A 17,372-nucleotide genomic window follows, 5' to 3' on the forward strand; every position below is an offset into this window, starting at 1 on the left:
CTGGACCGTCGCGCGACGGTGCGGGGCGGCGACGCTGCGCCCACTCGCGCCGGCCCGGCTAGCGGTGCCGGTGGGGCTCCTCGGCGGCGCGGGCCTCCGCGTCGTGACCCGGGAGCGTGGACGCGGCCCACGCGGCGCACGGCACGACCAGGGCGACGCCGGCGGCCGCCCACGCGGCAGCGCCGGAGGTCGTGCCCGCCCACTGCAGCACGCCCCAGGTGCCGCCGCCGGCGGCGAGCCCCAGCCCGGCGCGTTCCGCCCAGGTGGTCAGCACGCTGCGCAGGTGCCGTCCGGTCGGGAGGGACGCATGGGGCGGAGGCGCGCCGTGCCGACCCATCCGTGCCGTCCTTCCCGGGACTCGTGGGCCGCGGTGCCACCTCTGCGAGGTGTGTCGACGGCGCGGCCAGGCGCCATGGTGGCACGCCGCGGACGGTCGCACGTCCCGGGCCGTCGCGGGCCGTGCACGACGAAGGGCGCGGTCCCTGCCCTCGTCGGGAAGGGACCGCGCCCCTCGTGCGCTGCCTCGTCGTGCGGTGCCGTCAGCGAGACGCCGCGGCCGGCGGGTGGCCGGTGCGACGACCGGGCCTCGCGCCGCCTTGTGCACGTCTGGGCACCGTGCGGGCACGGCGCGCCGCGGAGGCACGCGCGATGCGCTCGGCGTGGTCGAAGCAGATCAGCTGGTAGGTGGTCTCGGGCAGCATGGACGCCTCCTGGGCGCGACGAGGCAGCCCCGTGCGAGGGGGCGACCGGTGAGGTGGACGTGATCTACGACACCACAGCGCCGTCGGGCGGTCACGGCATTTACGGCGCCCGGTGACCGCACCCGACGGGTGGGCGACCTGCTCGTCCTGCGGTGCCCCCGCCCGGATTCGAACCGGGAACCGACGGATTAGAAGGCCGTTGCTCTGTCCGTTGAGCTACGGGGGCGGGCCGGTCGTCCGGCGCAGCCATCGTACGAGGCCCGGAGGCGGCTCCGGAGCGGCCGGCCCGGCTGGTGGTCGTTCACCCGCGCGCCGCGTTTGTGCAGGTCATCAGTGGGACACGAGAATGGGGGCGTGAGCGCGCAGCCCGGCACCGCGCCGGCGCACCCCTCGTCGCACGGGGGAGGCCGGCATGCCGGCGACGATCCGCGCTCGATGCTGGCCCGTCCGCTGGCGGCGACGTCGCTGCTGGACGCCGTCCGGGACCTGCACCGCGACGTCGAGGCGACGTCGTTCCCGCTCGACCTGCCGGGTGCGGAGCCCGCGCGGACGTCACGCACGAGGCTGGTGGACCAGCTGGGCGAGCACCTGGTCCCTCGGCTGACGGAGCTCTCGGCACCCGCGGTGGTCGTGGTGTCCGGCTCGACCGGCGCCGGCAAGTCCACGCTGGTGAACTCGCTGGTCGGCACCGAGGTCAGCGCGGCCGGCGTGCTGCGGCCGACCACCAGACGCCCCGTGCTGGTGCACAACCCGGACGACGCCGACCTGCTGTCCCACCACCCGGTGCTGGAGTCGGTCGAGGTCGTCGCGCACGAGTCGGTGCCTCGCGGCATCGCGGTGCTGGACGCCCCGGACCTCGACTCGGTGCTCGAGTCGAACCGGGAGTCCGCCCACCGCCTGCTCGAGGCCGCGGACCTGTGGCTGTTCGTCACCACCGCCGCCCGTTACGGCGACGCGCTGCCCTGGCGGGTGCTGCAGGACGCGGTCGAACGGCAGACCACCATCGCGATGGTCCTCAACCGGGTCGCCCCCGAGTCCTTGCCGGAGGTGCGCGGGGACCTGCTGGAGCGCCTGCGGGCCCACGGACTGCAGGGGGCACCGCTCTTCGTCGTGCCGGACGTCGGTCCGCACGAGGGCGTCCTGCCACCGGCCGTCGTGGCGCCGATCCGCCGGTGGCTGACGATGCTCGCGGGCCCCGACCGGGCGCGCACGGTGGTCGCGCGAACCCTGCGCGGGGCGCTGGAGGCCCTCCGGCCGTGGGTCGACGAGCTGGCTGACGCCGTGCAGGAGCAGGCGGACGCCGCGGCGGCCATCGGTGCACGGCTCGACGACGCCGTCGTCGCACCCGGCCGCCGGGCCCGCGAGCACGTGGCCGGCGGTGCGGTGGCCGACGGAGCCGTCCGGGCGCGCTGGGCCGAGCTGACCGCCTCCGGGGCGCCCCTCGCGGGCGTCGTCAGGCGCTCCGGCCGGGTGCGCGGCTCGTCGCGGACGGCGCGCGCTCGGGAGGCGGCCGTTGCGCCGCTGCTGCGTGACCTCGTCACGACGGTCACGTCCGTCCTGGTCGCCGCGGGTGAACGAGGTCAGGACGCCGTCCACGCCGCGCTGGTGGACGAGCACGCGCCGGCCGGCTCGGCCTCGGTGGCGGCGGTCCTGGGCGGTGACGACGGCGTCGACGAGCGGATCGCCGCGGCGCAGCAGGCCGCGCGCGGCTGGGTGGCCCAGGGCGAGCGCGCCCTGCACGCAGCCCTGGCTGCCGAGGCTCATGAGGGCGCCGGCGCGTCGCGGCGTCGTCGGCGCGTCCGCCGCGTCGTCGGAGATCCGGTGCTGGCCGCCGTGGCGCTGACGGGAGCGGCCGGCGTCGGCGGGGCCGAGGAGCTCCTGAGCGCTCTGCTGGGCGGAACCGGCGCGGCCGTCGTGGAGAACCTGCGCGGGCAGCTGTCGGTGCTCGCCGCCAACCAGGTGGACCTCGAGCGCGCCGCGGTGGACGCGGTGCTGCGGCAGCGTGACCTCGCGGCCGACGCCGCCAGCACGTTGCGGCTGCGCCTCGCCGTGCTCAAGGCGTTGACGTGAACGGCACCCCCGCCCTTCCGGACCAGCCGCCTCCCGCCACGGCCGGACCTGCGGCGAACCCGGACACCGCGTCGACGCTGCAGGGTGAGCAGACCGCAGCCCTGCGTCGGCGGGCGGACGCGCTGGAGGAGGCCGTCCGGCGGGCCGGTGAGCGGGTGGACCCGGAGGTCGCGGAGCAGGTGCTGGCGGTGCTCGGACGGGTGCGGGAGCGGCTGCTGCTCGGCGTGGACCACACGGTGGTGGCGCTCGCGGGCGGTACCGGTTCGGGCAAGTCGAGCCTGTTCAACGCGGTCGCCGGCCTCCAGTTCGCCGAGGTCGGCGTACGTCGCCCCACCACGTCCCGGGTGACCGCCTGCGTCTGGGGGATGGGCAGCGGTCCGCTGCTGCAGTGGCTGGGGGTGGACCCGGACGACCGCATCGAGCGCGAGAGCCTGCTCGACGGCGAGCACGAGGCGGCGCTGCGCGGCCTGGTGCTGCTGGACCTGCCGGACCACGACTCGGTCTCCCCGGAGCACCGCGCCGTCGTCGACCGGGTGCTGCCCCAGGCCGACATGCTGGTGTGGGTGGTGGACCCGCAGAAGTACGCGGACGACGCCCTGCACGCCGGTTACCTGCGGCGGCTCGTCGGTCACGAGGCCGCGATGGCGGTGCTGCTCAACCAGGTGGACACCGTCCAGCCCGCGCTCCGCGACGGCCTCGCCGCCGACGTCGAACGCCTGCTGGTCGAGGACGGGCTGCGCGGCGTGCCGGTGACCCAGGTGTCGGCCCGTACCGGCGAGGGCGTGCAGGAGGTCCGCACGGAGCTCGCCCGCATGGTCGCGCAGCGCTCCTTGGCGGCGCGGCGCGCGGACGCCGAGCTCGACGGTGCCGCGAGGCTGCTGTCCGGACAGCTCGCGCCCGCCGAGCCCGAACCTGCTCGGCTCGCCGTCGCCCCGGTGGTCGAGACGCTGGCGGCCGCGGTGGGGCTCGACGCGGTCGCCGATGCCGTCGCGGCCCTCGTCCGCGGCGCGTCTTGGTCAGCACCGACGTTCGGTCCCGTGCCCCTGGACTCGGTCGCCCAGGCGCGCTCCGGGTGGATCGAGCACGCCACGGCGGGACTGCCGGCGCGGTGGGCCCGCGACGTGCACGAGCGGGTGGCGACGGACGCCGAGCTCGGCCTCGCGCTGACGGACGCCCTGGCGGGGGTCACCGTGACCGCTCGACGTTCCCGCTGGGCGGCCGCTCTCACCGCGCTGGCCGTGCTGCTCGGCCTCGCCGCCGTGATCGCGGCGGCCGTGGGCCTCGGCGAATGGCTCGGCGGCAGGTCCGTCGACGGCTGGGCGCTTCCCTCGGCCGCGGCGACGGCCCTGGCAGCCGTGCTGGCCAGGTTGGGAGCGACGGCCGTGCGCCGCGCCGCGGCCGGCCGACGCGCGGCCGCCGTCGTGGCCGACGGACGGGCGTCCATCGAGGGCACCGCGCGCGCCCGGCTGGTGGTCCCGGCGCAGCAGGTGATTGCCGAGCACCGGCGCACCCGTGAGCTGGTCGCCTCGGCGCGGTCGCTCGACGACTGAACCGCCCACAGTCCCGGTCTGCCGCCCGTCGTCGTCGGCCTGCGTTCCCGCGGGCTACGGGTGCCGCGCGCCGAGGGCAGCCTGCCGCCACGCGCCCCGCCACCGTCGGGGCCTCGGCGATGGAGGTACCGATGAGCACGCAGTCGACCCTGACGATCACCGGCTGGCTGGGATCGGACGTGAAGTACTCGCCCGGCGGCGACGGGGCGGTCCCGTACGCCTGGTTCCGGCTCGGCGCCACCCGCCGGTTCTACGACCGCGCCTCGGGGGAGTGGCGGGACGCCGCGACCCAGTGGTTCACGGTCAAGGTGTGGCGGCACGTCGCGGCGAACGTCGCGCAGTCGCTGCGCAAGGGTGACCCGGTGCTGGTGCACGGCAGGTTCGCCACGGACGAGTGGACCGGTCCGGACGGACCGCGGACGACGCTGGTCATCGAGGCCGATGCGCTGGGTCCGGACCTGACGTTCGGCAGCTCTCACTTCGCACGGACCGTCAGCCCCGGCCGTGACCAGACGCCGGAGGGAGCGCCCGCCGACCTGAGCGGGTTGGCCGAGCTCGACGACGAGGCGCAGCCGGACGCCGCACCGGCGGAGCCGGACGGCGTGGCGGGGGCGCTGGGGCGCGCGTCCTCCGTCGAGGTGGAACCGGCGGACGCGGCCGACGAGCCCGACGAGGACCTGTCGATGGCCGCCCTCACGCTGGCCGGGAGCAGGTGATCGCCTAGGCTGGTGCACCGGCACCCGGCGACGACGCAGCGGCGCCGGCCCGCTCACAGCGTGGCCGGCCTGCTGCGACCCGCGCGGAGCACTGCGCGGGCGACGGCCCGGGGAGCCACCGCCGGCGGCGAGATCCCGCGCCGGCCACCCGAGCAGCGGAGCGGACAGCAGGCCAGTGGCTGAGTTCATCTACACCATGTACAAGGCGCGCAAGGCGCACGGCGACAAGGTCATCCTCGACGACGTCTCGCTCAACTTCCTCCCCGGCGCCAAGATCGGCGTCGTGGGCCCGAACGGGGCCGGGAAGTCGACGATCCTGCGGATCATGGCCGGCCTGGACCACCCGTCCAACGGCGAGGCCCGGCTGTCTCCCGGGTACACCGTCGGGATCCTGCAGCAGGAGCCGCCGCTCAACGAGGACAAGACGGTGCTCGGCAACGTCGAGGAGGGCGTCGCCGACATCAAGGGCAAGCTCGACCGCTACAACGAGATCTCGACGCTGATGGCGGACCCCGACGCCGACTTCGACGCCCTGCTGGCCGAGATGGGTCACCTGCAGGAGGCGATCGACGCCGCCGACGCGTGGGACCTGGACGCCCAGCTCGAGCAGGCGATGGACGCGCTGCGCTGCCCGCCGCCGGACGCGGACGTCAAGGTGTTGTCGGGCGGTGAGCGCCGCCGCGTCGCGCTGTGCAAGCTCCTGCTCGAGAAGCCGGACCTGCTGCTGCTGGACGAGCCGACCAACCACCTGGACGCCGAGTCCGTGCTGTGGCTCGAGCAGCACCTGGCGGCGTACCACGGCGCAGTCCTGGCCGTGACCCACGACCGGTACTTCCTCGACCACGTGGCCGAGTGGATCTGCGAGGTCGACCGCGGGCGGCTCTACCCGTACGAGGGCAACTACTCCACCTACCTGGAGAAGAAGCAGGAGCGCCTGCAGGTCCAGGGCAAGCGGGACGCGAAGCTCGCCAAGCGGCTGAAGGACGAGCTCGAGTGGGTCCGCATGAACGCCAAGGGCCGGCAGACGAAGAGCAAGGCGCGTCTGGCCCGTTACGAGGAGATGGCGGCGGAGGCGGACCGCACCCGCAAGCTGGACTTCGAGGAGATCCAGATCCCGCCGGGCCCGCGGCTGGGCTCGGTGGTCATCGAGGCGACCGACCTGCGCAAGGGCTTCGGCGACCGGGTGCTGATCGACGACCTGAGCTTCACGCTGCCGCGCAACGGCATCGTCGGCGTGATCGGCCCGAACGGTGTGGGGAAGACGACGCTGTTCAAGACGATCGTCGGGCTCGAGCCGCTGGACGCCGGGACGCTGAAGGTCGGCGAGACGGTGTCCGTCAGCTACGTCGACCAGGGCCGTGGTGGCATCGACCCCGCCAAGACGCTGTGGGAGGTCGTCTCCGACGGGCTCGACTTCATCAAGGTCGGCCAGGTCGAGATGCCGTCCCGGGCCTACGTCGCCGCGTTCGGGTTCAAGGGTCCCGACCAGCAGAAGCCGGCCGGCGTGCTGTCCGGTGGTGAGCGCAACCGCCTGAACCTGGCGCTGACGCTCAAGCAGGGCGGCAACCTGCTGCTGCTCGACGAGCCGACCAACGACCTGGACGTCGAGACGCTCGGTTCGCTGGAGAACGCCCTGCTGGAGTTCCCGGGCTGCGCGGTCGTCGTCTCGCACGACCGGTGGTTCCTCGACCGGGTGGCGACGCACATCCTGGCGTACGAGGGGACCGAGGAGGACCCGTCCCGCTGGTACTGGTTCGAGGGCAACTTCGCGTCGTACGAGGAGAACAAGGTCGGTCGCCTCGGGGCGGACGCGGCCCGTCCGCACCGCGTCACGTACCGCAAGCTGCGCCGCGACTGACCGGTGGCCTGCGTGCGCGGCGGGCGCACCTCGATCGAGGGCGTGCCGGTCGCCGCAAGCGGGATCGCGACTGACGGGCCCGCACGGGGCGGTTCCGGCACACTGACCGGATGAGTGTGCCGGAGCCGGACCCGCGCCCGGCCGCGAGCGGCCGGCTCGAGGCGGCGGTGCACGTGCCGCTGCTCGACGCGCTGGAACGGCTGCGCAGCCGGCTGGTCGCACTCCCGCTCCCGCTGCGCACCTCAGGGGTCGACGCGGTCCGCGCCGAGCGCGATGCCGCCATCGCTCAGCTGGACGACTACCTGCTGCCGCGGCTGCGGGCGCACAGCGCCCCGCTGCTGGTGGTGGTCGGCGGATCGACCGGTGCAGGCAAGTCCACCCTGGTCAACTCGCTGCTCGGCGAGGTCGTCTCCGCTCCCGGCGTGCTCCGACCGACCACGCGCTCGCCTGTGCTGGTGCACCATCCGCTGGACGCCCGGTGGTTCACCACGGACCGCGTGCTGCCCGCGCTGGCCCGGACGTCGTCTGCCGCGCCAGCCGGTGTCGGCCGGGAGCTCCGTCTGGTCCCCAGCGCCACGCTGCCCCAGGGTCTCGCCCTGCTCGACGCCCCGGACATCGACTCTGTCGACGTGGCGAACCGCGCGCTCGCCGGCGAGCTGCTCGCGGCGGCGGACCTCTGGCTGTTCGTCACCACCGCTGCCCGTTACGCCGACGCGGTGCCGTGGGAGCTGCTGCGCGGTGCGGCCCGTCGGCGCGCCCGAGCGGCCCTCGTCGTCGACCGGGTGGACCGCGGCGCCGAGGCGGTGGTGGACGACCTGCGCCGGATGATGGGGCGCGAGGGGCTGGGCGACTCCCCGCTGTTCGTGGTGCCGGAGACGGTGCTGGTCGACGGGTTGCTGCCCGAGCCGGCGGTCGCTGCGGTCTCCCGCTGGCTGACGGACCTCGGTGCGGACGCGGCGGCGCGGGCCGACGTCGCGCTCGCGACGCGCGACGGGGTGGTGGACGACCTGGTGAGCCGCGCACGGGAGCTCGCGGCGGCTGCGGACGCCCAGCGTGAGGCGGACGCCCGGCTGCGCGAGCGGGTGCGCAGCGCCTATGCCGATGCGGCGGCGCACGTGCGGGCCGTGACGTCCGATGGTGCGCTGCTGCGCGGGGAGGTGCTGGCGCGGTGGCAGGACTTCGTCGGGACGGGTGACCTGTTCCGGTCGGTCGAGCAGGGCGTCGGGCGGCTGCGTGACTCGCTGACCGGGTTCTTCCGTGGCCGTCCGGCGGCGGTGCCCGGGGTGGAGACGGCCCTCGCGCACGGTCTGCAGGCCGTGCTGCTCGATGCCGCCGACGAGGCGGCGGGCCGCGCCCACGCCGCCTGGCGTGCCGATCCCGCAGGGGCGGCGCTGCTGGGAGGGCTCGAGCTGTCGCGCGCCTCCCGCGGGCTGCGCGACGAGGTGGACCGCCAGGTGCGCGGCTGGCAGGCGGACGTGCTGGGGCTGGTGCGCGAGCAGGGGGCCGGTCGGCGCGGCACCGCGCGGTACCTGTCCTTCGGCGTCAACGCGCTCGGGGTGAGCCTGATGGTGCTCGCGTTCGCCTCGACCGGTGGTCTGACGGGGGTGGAGGTCGGCATCGCCGGCGGCACGGCGGTGCTGGCGCAGAAGCTGCTCGAGGCGGTGTTCGGCGACGACGCGGTGCGCCGGCTCACGGTCGAGGCGCGCGAGCGGCTGGACGTGCGGGTCGCCTCGCTGCTGGACGGGGAGGCGGCCCGGTTCACCGGACAGCTCGACGCGCTCGGAGCGATGCAGGCGGACGGCGACCCCCTGCGCGAGGTGGTGGACGACGTGGTCGCCGCCGCCCGCGCGGAGCGCGCGCACAGGTCGCCCGTGCCGCCCGGCCACGCCGGTGACGCCCGTCCGCTGCGCGGTGCCGGGACGGTGGTGGACGAGGTGGCCCCGCGGCCACGACGAGGCTTCTGGCGTCGCCTGCTCGGCCGGGACGCGCCCGCATGAGCCTGACCGTGCAGGATCGCCTCCAGTCGCTGGACGCCGCGCTGGACGCCGGCGCCGGTCGGCTGCCGGACGCACTGGTGAGCCGGTGCCGCGAGGTGGTGGCGAGGGCGCGCGAGCGCGGGGGACTGTCCGCCGAGCACACCGTCGTGGCGTTGGCGGGGGCGACGGGCTCCGGCAAGTCGTCCCTGTTCAACGCTCTGGCCGGCGCGGACCTCGCCGCGGTCGGGGTGCAGCGACCGACGACCGCGGAGGCGATGGCGGCCGTCCGGGGAGACGGCGCGCAGGCGCTGCTCGACTGGCTCGGGGTGCAGCGGCGGTACCGGCTGGCGGCGGACCCGGGGTCCCAGGGCGGGCTGGTGCTGCTCGACCTGCCCGACCACGACAGCGTGGTCACCGAGCACCGCTTGCGTGCCGACCGGTTGGTGCAGCGTGCCGACCTGCTGGTGTGGGTGGTCGACCCGCAGAAGTACGCCGACGCCGCGCTGCACGAGGGCTACCTGCGACCGCTCGCCGGGCATGCCGCCGTCGTGCTGCTGGTGCTGAACCAGGCCGACCGGCTGCCCGCCGACCAGGTACGCGCTGTGCAGGCCGACCTGCACCGGCTCGCCGTGGAGGACGGGCTCGACAAGGCCCGGATCGTGGCCGTCTCGGCGCGGACGGGTGCCGGCATCGAGCAGCTGCGCCGGCTGCTGGACGAGGCGGCGGCACGTCGCCGTGCGGCGAACGACCGCTCGACCGCGGACCTGCGCTCGGCCGCGGCCCACGTCCTGGCCGCGTGCGGACCGCCGGCCGGGCCGTCGCGTCCGGCGGCGACCGACCGGCTGGTCGACGCGCTGGCGACCGCGGCCGGGGTGCCGGTGGTGACCGAGGCGGTGCGTCGGTCGGCCGTCCGGCGGACGGGCGCCCGCACCGGCTGGCCGCCCGTGCGCTGGGTCGCACGCCTGCGGCCCGATCCGCTGCGCCGGCTGCGCCTGGCCACGGCCTCCCCGCCGGACGAGGTGAGCACGACGTCCCTGCCCCCGGCGAGCCCCGCGGCCCGCTCGGCTGCTGCCACCGCCGTCCGCGACTACACCGACGCCGCGCTGGCGGGCCTCCCGGACGCCTGGGTGCTCGCCGGCCGGGACCAGCTGCGCACCGCCGACCTCCCCGACGAGCTGGACCGCGCGGTCGCGGCCACGCCGCTGCTGGCCGAGCGCGTACCGGTCTGGACCCGCGCCTTCGGTGCGGTCCAGTGGCTGCTGCTGGCCGCGGCGCTGGCCGGTCTGCTCTGGCTCGGCGCGCTCGCCGGCATGGGGTACCTCCGGCTCCCGGAGCCGCGGACGCCGCAGTGGGGACCGTTCCCGGTGCCCACCGCGCTGCTGATCGGCGGCGTCCTCTGCGGGCTGCTGGTCGCCGGCCTCGGTTCGGTGCTCGCGCGGATCTCCGCCCGTCGGCGGGCCCGAGCGGCGGGGCGTCGGCTGCGGGAGGCCGTCGGGGGCGTCGCAGCCCGGTTGGTGGTGGCGCCGGTCGCAGCAGCCCTCGACGACCTGCGCACGTGCCGTCAGCTGGCGGCGAAGGCGGCGGGCTGACGGCGGTCGTCGCTGCTGGAGCCGCCGCCCGGCGCCGGGCCGGGCGGCGCGCGACCGGAGCCCGCGGACGTGGCGGCGCGCCGACGCAGTGGCAGGGCAGGATGCGTCCGACGAAGGAGGTGCCGCATGGCCAGGCTCGAGGTGCCCGTGCAGCTGCGCTGGGCCGACATGGACGCGTACGCGCACGTCAACAACGTGGCGATGCTGCGGCTCCTCGAGGAGGCGCGGATCCAGGCGTTCTGGCGGCACCCCGTGTCCGACCAGACGGCCGACGCCGCACCGGCCGTGCAGTGGTCGACGGCGGTGCTCGACGCGGGACCGGGCGCGGACGTGTCGACGCTCGTGGCGAGGCAGGAGATCGAGTACCTGCACCCGCTGCCGTACCGCCGTCGTCCGGTGATCGTCGAGATGTGGCTCGGCTACCTGGGCGGGGCCAGCATCGACGTCTGCTACGAGGTGCGCGACGATGCCGCGGAGCCGACGGTGTACGCGCGTGCGGTGGCGACGCTCGTGCTGGTGGACACCTCGACGGGCAGCCCGCGGCGCATCAGCGAGGCCGAGCGGGTCGCGTGGCAGCCCTACGTGGAGGGCCCGATCAGCTTCCGCCGGCGCCGCTGACGCCTGCGCCGACCCCTGCGGTGACCCCAGGCAGCCCGCCGCTCGAGGGTCTCGGCCGTCGTCCCCGGTCGGTGGCGTGCAGCAGCGTCACGGCGACGTCTCGAGCAGCGCCAGGGTGGCCCTCTCGGCACCCGCCTGCGTCCGGACGGGCCCGATGTGCTCGCCGCGCTCCCACAGGTCGATCACCCGCGGGTCGACGTAGGACGCCCGGCAGACGGCGGGGGTGTTGCCCAGCTCCGCGGCGACGTCGCGCACGGCCTGGGTGACGGCACGTCGACGGGCGCGGTCCGACGCGGGTGCCGGGCCTGCAATCGCCAGTGCGCGCGCCGCGAGCACCGTCGCGTGCCAGGTCCGGAAGTCCTTCGGCGTCGCCTCGCCGCCGAGCCGCTCCCGCACGTAGGCCGCCACGTCGGAGCTCGTCACGTCGTGCCAGCCGGCCTCGTCGCGCCAGGCGAGCAGCTCGGGGTTGTCGTCGTGCCGCCGCACCAGCATGCGCACGCCCGCCGCCACCTCGGCGTCGTCCACCAGCGTGTCCCGCACCTGGCCGGACTTGGCGGGGAAGGTGAGGTGCACCGTGTCGTCCGCATGCACCCGCACGTGCTCGCGCCGCAGCGTCGCGAGCCCGAACGAGCCGTTGGTGGCCGCGTAGCCCTCGCCGCCGACGCGCAGGTACGCCAGGTCGAGCAGCAGGAACGCCAGCGCGAGGGCCTTCTGCCTCGGCATCCCGTCGAGCCGCACGTCGGCACGGACGGCCCGGCGCGCGGCAGGCAGGCGGCGGGCCACCTCGAGCACGTGGTCGTGCTTGAGCCGGTCGCGCCGGCGGCGCCACTGCGGGTGGTACAGGTACTGGCGGCGCCCCGCGGCGTCCACCCCCGTCGCCTGCACGTGACCGTTGGGCCACGGGCAGATCCACACGTCGTGCCACGCGGGCGGGATGGCGAGGGCGGCGATCGCGGCCCGTACCTCGGGGTCGTCGATGCGGCGCCCGGCCTCGTCGAGGTAGACGAAGCCGCGGCCGGCCCGGCGCCGCGTCCAGCCCGGGGCGTCCAGACGGGCGCGGCGCAGACGAACCATGGCAGGCAGTGTCACCTGGCGGCTGCCACCTCGCCCGCCGAGGCCACCCCGCCCACCGAGGCAGCCCCGTTCGTCGAGGCCGCCCCGTTCGTGGAGCGCGGGCTCAGCCCAGCGGCACCCGCACCATGCCCTCCTGGGCGATGGACGCCACCAGCGCCCCGTCCTGGTCGAACACCCGCGCTGCGCCGAGCCCTCGCCCGCCCTGACCGCTGGGGGAGGACTGCACGTACAGCAGCCACTCGTCGACGTGCACGTCGCGGTGCCACCACATCGCGTGGTCGAGCGAGGCGATGGACAGCTGCGGCGTGGCCCAGGACAGCCCTGCGTGGCGGAGCACCGGCTCGAGCATCACCTGGTCGCACGCGTACGCCAGCAGCGCCCGGTGCAGCAGCTGGTCGTCCGGCACCGCGGCCCGGGCCTTGACCCACGCCAGCTGCCGACCGGTGCGCTCCCGGTCCGGGCGCAGGTAGATCGAGCCGTTGACGTGCCGCACGTCGAACGCACCGTCGGCCCAGAACCGCGCGAACGGGTGGTCGATCCGCGCCAGGTGGTCCAGCGCCGTCGGCACCTCCTCCGGACCGGGCACCCCGTGCGGCATCCGCTCGGCGTAGTCGATGCCGGGCTGCTCCTGCTGGAAGGACGCCGTCATGGACAGGATCGGCGCGCCGTGCTGGGCCGCGTGCGTGCGGCGGGCGCTGAAGGACCGGCCGTCACGCAGGCGCTCGACCCCGAACTGGATCGGGACGTCGATCTCGCCCGCCCGCAGGAAGTACCCGTGGAGCGAGTGCGGCAGCCGCGGGCCCGCGTCGGGGTCGTCGACGAGGGTCCGGCCGGCGGCGAGGAGGGCCTGGGCCAGCACCTGGCCGCCGAAGACGCGTCCGTTGGGGTGCGCCAGGCTCGTTCCGACGAACGTGTCCGGGGCGTCGCCGGCGTCGAGGTCGAGCGTGCGGAGCACCGTGCCGAGGGCTGCGGCGCCGGCCTCGTCGCTCGCCTCCACCTGGGCGGCGTCGACCGACGATCCCGTAGGCGAAGGCGCGGTCGGTCCGACCGGCTCGGGATCCACCGTGCGCGACCGGTCCGTCATCGTGCCTCCTCGAAGGTGTTGAGCAGCGAGTGGGCGGCCCGCTCCAGGTAGTCCCACAGCTCGCCCTTGTGCAGCGGTGCCAGGTCCAGGGTGTCGAGCGCTGCCCGCATGTGCCCCAGCCACCGGTCACGAGCCTCCGGGTCCACCCGGAACTCGGCGTGCCGCAGCCGCAGCCGCGGGTGGCCCCGCGTCTCGGAGTACGTCGTCGGGCCGCCCCAGTACTGCTCCAGGAACATCGTCAGGCGCTGTGCGGCGGGCCCCAGGTCGTCCTCGGGGTACATCGGCCGGAGCACCGGGTCGTCGGCCACCCCGGCGTAGAAGGCGTCGACCAGCCGCACGAACGTCTGGTGCCCGCCGACGGCGGTGTAGAAGGAGTCGGACCGCACCGCGCCATCCTCACACGACCCGTCACGACCCATGACGACAGGGACCGCTCGCACGTGCGGCGATACGCTGGTCCGACGCCGGCCCTCGCCGTGACGGATGCGGCGGAGCGACTGAGGGAGACCGATGAGCAAGGCGGAGCAGATCCTGGCGGCACTCGGTGGCAGCGCCAACGTGGTGGACCTGGAGCCGTGCATCACCCGGCTGCGCGTCGAGGTCACGGACACCCAGCAGGTGGACGAGGCCGGTCTGCGGGCCAGCGGGGCGTTCGGCGTGGTGCGGTCCGGCAAGGTGGTCCAGGTGATCGTCGGCCCCGAGGCGGACTCGCTCGCCGCGGAGCTGGACAGCCTGCGCTGACGGGGCACGCCCGCTCAGCGCGTCGGGCCCTCCGGCGGCTGCTGGCCGGCGTCTGACGCCGGACCGGTCGGGTGCGGTTCGACGGCCTCCTCCACCGGGGTGCGGTGCGGGTCCCGGGCCATGGCGTCGGCGTCCGCCTCGGCGGGTGACGGCTGCCGGTCGGCCGCGGTGGAGGGGCTGCCCGCGTCGCCTGCCGGGTCGGTGGCTCCGGGTCCGGTGGCCGCGCTCCGCGCCGCGAGCCGTGCGGCCATCGCGTCGCGCTGACCACCGAGCGGCACGTCGTTGCGCTGCAGCACGTCGCGTGCCGCCCGTCGCAGCCGCCGGGCGACCTCCCACTGGCGGGCGGGCGCGGTGCGCACCGTCAGCTGCAGGGTGACCGCGTCGGCGCTGAGCCGCTCGATCCCGCGCACGGAGGGCTCGCCCTCCACCCAGTCCCGAACGTGGGGATCGGCGACCACGTGTGCGGCGGCCTGCTGCAGCAGCGACCGGACCTGGTCCAGGTCCTGGAAGTAGTCGACGTCGATCTCCACCGTGGCGGTGGCCCAGCCCTGGGTCTTGTTGCCCACGCGGACCATCGAGCCGTTCGGGACGTACCAGAGCGTGCCCTCGGCATCGCGCAGCCGCGTCACGCGCAGCCCGACCGCCTCGACGGTCCCGGTCGCCGGGCCGACGTCGACCACGTCGCCGACCCCGTACTGGTCCTCGACGAGCATGAACAGCCCCGTCAGTGTGTCCTTGACCAGGCTCTGGGCACCGAAGCCGACCGCCACGCCGACGATCCCCGCCGAGGCGATGAAGGGTGCGAGGTTCACGCCGAGCGCGTCCAGCACCAGGAACACCGCCATGGCGCCGACGACGAGCCCGGCCGTTGAGCGCAGCACCGAGCCGATGGTGCGGGCGCGCTGCGCGCGCCGTGCTCCCGCGACCGGGTTGGTGCCGAGCAGCGCGGCGGCCCGTTCCGACTCGCCGAGCGACCGCAGCGTGGGGATGCCCTTGGCGATGTGGTCGGTCAGCGTGTTGATCAGCACGCGCAGCACCACGAGCACCACGCCGGAGATCACCAGGATCAGCAGGATCCGCAGCGGGACGCCGGTGAACCAGTGCCACCAGCTGCGGGCCGAGGTCGGGTTGGTCGGCAGCAGCGCGGGCTCGGTGCTCTGGCTCGGGTGCGGTGCCGGCGTGGCGGCCGCGAGCCAGGGGCCGGTCGCCAGGCGCTCGAGGAGCGGCCTCATGCGAGCAGCCCCGTCCGGTCGGCGACGAACTGCAGCTCCTCGGTGGTCAGTCCGATGCTGCGCGACAGCGACCTGCCGCCGTGCCCCACGCCCGTCTCGCGGCGGACCAGCACCGGCGCCTCGTCGGGCGCGGCGCTGGTCGCAGCCTGCAGGGCGGCGGCGAACTTGCGGGCGTGCAACGGGTCCACGCGGCTGTCTCCTTCGAAGACGGTGAAGAGGGTGGCCGGGTAACGGGTACCGGGAACCACCCGGTGGTAGGGGGAGTACCCGAGCAGCCAGTCGAGCTCGTCCGGCACCTCCGCGTCCCCGTACTCCTCGGTCCACGTGCGGCCGAGCCCGAACAGCTGGTACCGCACCATGTCGAGCAGCGGCGCCGAGCAGACGGCCGCGGCGAACAGGTCGGGCCGTTGGGTGACCGCGGCGCCGACGAGCAGGCCGCCGTTGGAGCCGCCCCAGCACGCCAGCTGTGCGGCCGTCGTCCACCCCGTCGCGACCAGGTGCTCCGCCACGGCGTGGAAGTCGTCGAACACGTTCTGCTTGTGCTGCCGCATGCCGGCGCGGTGCCAGTCCTCGCCCTCCTCACCGCCGCCGCGCAGGTTGGCGACGACGTAGGTGCCGCCGGCCTCGACCCACGCCAGGGTGGTGGCCGAGTACGCCGGGTCGAGGCTGACCTGGAAGCCGCCGTACCCGTACAGGACGGCCGGCGCGGGTGTGCGGGGCCGGCCCGCCTCGTCGACCGCGTCGGCGCGGGTCACGACGAAGGCGCGCACCACCGTGCCGTCCCCGCTGGGCACCTCGAGGCGTCCGACGTGCACCGCCGGCAGGTCCGGGGGAGTGCCCGGCGGGGCGGCCCACAGGCTCGTGGCACCGGTGCGGCCGTCGTACACCTGCACGCTCGGCACCGTGGTGTGGTCGGTGTAGGAGAACCAGATCTCAGGGCCGCCGTCGCGCCGGGCGACGAGCCCGGACACCGACCCGAGCCCCGGCAGAGGGACCTCACCGAGCCGGGCGCCCGTCACCGGGTCGTGCCGGCTGACCTCGGAGACGGCGTGGCGCCGCCGGGACGCGAGCAGGGCGGTCGGCACCGTCTGGTCGCCGCCTCCGTCGAGCAGCGCGACGTCCTCGAGCACCGCCTCGTCGTCCTGCGCGAGGAGCGTCCGCCAGGTGCCGACGCCGGGGTCCTCCGGTCGTGTCACGGCCAGGCGGCCGCGCGGGGCGTCCAGGTCCGTCAGCACGTAGAGCTGACCGTCCCGGCCCACCCAGGCGCCCACCTGTGCGTCGTACCCGACGGCCACCTCCCGCAGCTCCGGCACCGGGCCCGCCGACAGGTCGCCGATCCAGACGTCGGTGCGCGGAGCCGTGCCCGCCGACGCGGAGACCAGCAGCCACCGGCCGTCGCGGGACACCGACACGCCGTAGTAGTTGGTCGGCTCCAGGCCGGCCCCGAACACCTCGACGTCCTGGTCGGCGTCCGTGCCGACGCGGTGCAGCCGCACCCTCCGGTGGAACGCCCGCTCGTCCGCCGGCACCAGCTCGGGCGCCAGCCGGCGGACGTAGTAGAACGCCGAGTCGCCGTCCGGGTCGGGGACCCAGGCGACCGGCGAGTACCGCGCTCGGTCGACGGGGCCGTCCACCAGCTCGCCGCTCTGCACGTCCAGGACGAACAGGACGCTCTCCTCCGTGCCGCCGGACGAGATCTGGTACGCGAGGAGCCGTCCGTCCGTCGACGGCTGCCAGGCGTCCAGCGTCGTCGTGCCCTCCGGGTCCAGCGCCATCGGGTCCACCAGGACGCGCTCGCGGACGCCGCCGTCCGGCGCCGGCTCCGCCACGACCACGACCGCGTGCTCCGCCCCGGGCTCCCGGCGGGTCTGGAACCGCAGGTCGCCCCGCCACACCGGGGTGCCGACGTGGCCCGCGCCCAGCAGGGACCGCAGCCGCTGGTCCAGCGTGCCGGCGGCGAAGGCCGTGCCGGCCGCGCGCTCCACGAGCTCGGTGCGGTAGGCGGCGTACACGGCGTCCTGCGCGGCCGACCACTCCTGCGTCGCCGCGTCGTCCGGGTCCTCCAGCCAGCGGTACGGGTCCGCCACGGGCCGCCCGTGCAGCAGGTCGACGACGTCGTCCACGCGGGCGGGCGGGTAGCGCAGGCGGAGCGAGGAGGCCATG

15 protein-coding genes and 1 tRNA gene are annotated in these 17,372 nt (G+C 75.5%); 8 read left to right on the forward strand and 8 right to left on the reverse strand.

The genetic code is table 11. The features are described 5' to 3' along the window. Window positions 1-58: 58 nt before the first annotated feature. From QMF98_RS06260 to QMF98_RS06270, 3 genes are all read right to left on the reverse strand, one after another. Window positions 59-337 carry a hypothetical protein gene (locus tag QMF98_RS06260; RefSeq protein ID WP_337975154.1) on the reverse strand — a complete coding sequence of 93 codons (279 nt, stop codon included), beginning with the start codon at window positions 335-337 and terminating at the stop codon, window positions 59-61. Between the two features lie 202 nt (window positions 338-539). Then, a complete protein-coding gene (locus QMF98_RS06265; protein WP_337975155.1) occupies window positions 540-701 on the reverse strand; it encodes a hypothetical protein in 162 nt (53 codons plus the stop codon). Window positions 702-854: 153 nt separating this feature from the next. After that, window positions 855-927: transfer RNA gene (locus tag QMF98_RS06270), tRNA-Arg, on the reverse strand. A gap of 128 nt (window positions 928-1,055) precedes the next feature. Between QMF98_RS06270 and QMF98_RS06275 the strand changes: the two genes are divergently transcribed. From QMF98_RS06275 to QMF98_RS06305, 7 genes are all read left to right on the forward strand, one after another. After that, entirely contained in the window at window positions 1,056-2,771 is a 1,716-nt protein-coding gene (locus QMF98_RS06275) for a GTPase domain-containing protein (RefSeq protein ID WP_337975156.1), read from the forward strand. Continuing rightward, complete coding sequence (locus tag QMF98_RS06280; RefSeq protein ID WP_337975157.1) at window positions 2,768-4,321, forward strand: GTPase; 1,554 nt, start codon at window positions 2,768-2,770, stop codon at window positions 4,319-4,321. Before QMF98_RS06275 ends, QMF98_RS06280 begins: the two co-directional genes overlap by 4 nt. Window positions 4,322-4,452: 131 nt before the next feature. Next, window positions 4,453-5,037: a single-stranded DNA-binding protein gene (locus tag QMF98_RS06285; protein ID WP_337975158.1), complete on the forward strand. Its 585-nt coding sequence runs from the start codon at window positions 4,453-4,455 to the stop codon at window positions 5,035-5,037. A gap of 175 nt (window positions 5,038-5,212) precedes the next feature. After that, window positions 5,213-6,895 (forward strand): energy-dependent translational throttle protein EttA, encoded by a 1,683-nt coding sequence (ettA, locus tag QMF98_RS06290; RefSeq protein ID WP_337975159.1) that lies wholly within the window; start codon window positions 5,213-5,215, stop codon window positions 6,893-6,895. A 110-nt stretch (window positions 6,896-7,005) separates the two neighbouring features. After that, on the forward strand, window positions 7,006-8,892 hold the full coding sequence (locus QMF98_RS06295; RefSeq protein ID WP_337975160.1) for a dynamin family protein: 1,887 nt from the start codon (window positions 7,006-7,008) through the stop codon (window positions 8,890-8,892). After that, window positions 8,889-10,460 carry a GTPase family protein gene (locus QMF98_RS06300; protein WP_337975161.1) on the forward strand — a complete coding sequence of 524 codons (1,572 nt, stop codon included), beginning with the start codon at window positions 8,889-8,891 and terminating at the stop codon, window positions 10,458-10,460. Before QMF98_RS06295 ends, QMF98_RS06300 begins: the two co-directional genes overlap by 4 nt. A 126-nt stretch (window positions 10,461-10,586) precedes the next feature. After that, window positions 10,587-11,078, forward strand: coding sequence for an acyl-CoA thioesterase (locus QMF98_RS06305; RefSeq protein WP_337975162.1), 492 nt, complete (start codon window positions 10,587-10,589; stop codon window positions 11,076-11,078). An 87-nt stretch (window positions 11,079-11,165) separates the two neighbouring features. Here the strand turns inward: QMF98_RS06305 and QMF98_RS06310 are convergent, their stop codons facing one another. From QMF98_RS06310 to QMF98_RS06320, 3 genes are all read right to left on the reverse strand, one after another. Continuing rightward, on the reverse strand, window positions 11,166-12,152 hold the full coding sequence (locus QMF98_RS06310) for a DNA topoisomerase IB (protein WP_337975163.1): 987 nt from the start codon (window positions 12,150-12,152) through the stop codon (window positions 11,166-11,168). A 103-nt stretch (window positions 12,153-12,255) separates the two neighbouring features. Continuing rightward, window positions 12,256-13,236 (reverse strand): acyl-CoA thioesterase, encoded by a 981-nt coding sequence (locus QMF98_RS06315; protein ID WP_337975164.1) that lies wholly within the window; start codon window positions 13,234-13,236, stop codon window positions 12,256-12,258. Continuing rightward, entirely contained in the window at window positions 13,233-13,622 is a 390-nt protein-coding gene (locus QMF98_RS06320) for a globin (RefSeq protein WP_337975165.1), read from the reverse strand. The genes QMF98_RS06315 and QMF98_RS06320 overlap by 4 nt, the downstream gene beginning before the upstream one ends. A gap of 124 nt (window positions 13,623-13,746) precedes the next feature. Here QMF98_RS06320 and QMF98_RS06325 point away from each other — a divergent pair, with 124 nt between their 5' ends. Continuing rightward, a complete protein-coding gene (locus QMF98_RS06325) occupies window positions 13,747-13,977 on the forward strand; it encodes a PTS sugar transporter subunit IIB (RefSeq protein WP_263730150.1) in 231 nt (76 codons plus the stop codon). 14 nt (window positions 13,978-13,991) lie between these two features. On the opposite strand, the gene QMF98_RS06330 is transcribed toward QMF98_RS06325, so the two are convergent. Together QMF98_RS06330 and QMF98_RS06335 are read right to left on the reverse strand one after the other, a co-directional pair. Further along, window positions 13,992-15,209, reverse strand: coding sequence for a mechanosensitive ion channel family protein (locus QMF98_RS06330; RefSeq protein WP_337975166.1), 1,218 nt, complete (start codon window positions 15,207-15,209; stop codon window positions 13,992-13,994). Then, window positions 15,206-17,371 carry a prolyl oligopeptidase family serine peptidase gene (locus QMF98_RS06335; protein ID WP_337975167.1) on the reverse strand — a complete coding sequence of 722 codons (2,166 nt, stop codon included), beginning with the start codon at window positions 17,369-17,371 and terminating at the stop codon, window positions 15,206-15,208. The genes QMF98_RS06330 and QMF98_RS06335 overlap by 4 nt, the downstream gene beginning before the upstream one ends. Window position 17,372 lies beyond the last annotated feature (1 nt).

It is taken from the genome of Cellulomonas sp. NTE-D12 (genome assembly GCF_027923705.1).
GTDB lineage: Bacteria > Actinomycetota > Actinomycetes > Actinomycetales > Cellulomonadaceae > Cellulomonas.

What these genes read in the sequence shown, in the direction of transcription:
- QMF98_RS06265 (WP_337975155.1), bottom strand. Translation starts at nt 701, where the DNA reads ATGCTGCCCGAGACCACCTACCAGCTGATCTGCTTCGACCACGCCGAG.
- QMF98_RS06285 (WP_337975158.1), top strand. Translation starts at nt 4,453, where the DNA reads ATGAGCACGCAGTCGACCCTGACGATCACCGGCTGGCTGGGATCGGAC.
- QMF98_RS06305 (WP_337975162.1), top strand. Translation starts at nt 10,587, where the DNA reads ATGGCCAGGCTCGAGGTGCCCGTGCAGCTGCGCTGGGCCGACATGGAC.
- QMF98_RS06300 (WP_337975161.1), top strand. Translation starts at nt 8,889, where the DNA reads ATGAGCCTGACCGTGCAGGATCGCCTCCAGTCGCTGGACGCCGCGCTG.
- QMF98_RS06310 (WP_337975163.1), bottom strand. Translation starts at nt 12,152, where the DNA reads ATGGTTCGTCTGCGCCGCGCCCGTCTGGACGCCCCGGGCTGGACGCGG.
- QMF98_RS06295 (WP_337975160.1), top strand. Translation starts at nt 7,006, where the DNA reads ATGAGTGTGCCGGAGCCGGACCCGCGCCCGGCCGCGAGCGGCCGGCTC.
- QMF98_RS06315 (WP_337975164.1), bottom strand. Translation starts at nt 13,236, where the DNA reads ATGACGGACCGGTCGCGCACGGTGGATCCCGAGCCGGTCGGACCGACC.
- QMF98_RS06330 (WP_337975166.1), bottom strand. Translation starts at nt 15,209, where the DNA reads ATGAGGCCGCTCCTCGAGCGCCTGGCGACCGGCCCCTGGCTCGCGGCC.
- QMF98_RS06325 (WP_263730150.1), top strand. Translation starts at nt 13,747, where the DNA reads ATGAGCAAGGCGGAGCAGATCCTGGCGGCACTCGGTGGCAGCGCCAAC.
- QMF98_RS06335 (WP_337975167.1), bottom strand. Translation starts at nt 17,371, where the DNA reads ATGGCCTCCTCGCTCCGCCTGCGCTACCCGCCCGCCCGCGTGGACGAC.
- QMF98_RS06260 (WP_337975154.1), bottom strand. Translation starts at nt 337, where the DNA reads ATGGGTCGGCACGGCGCGCCTCCGCCCCATGCGTCCCTCCCGACCGGA.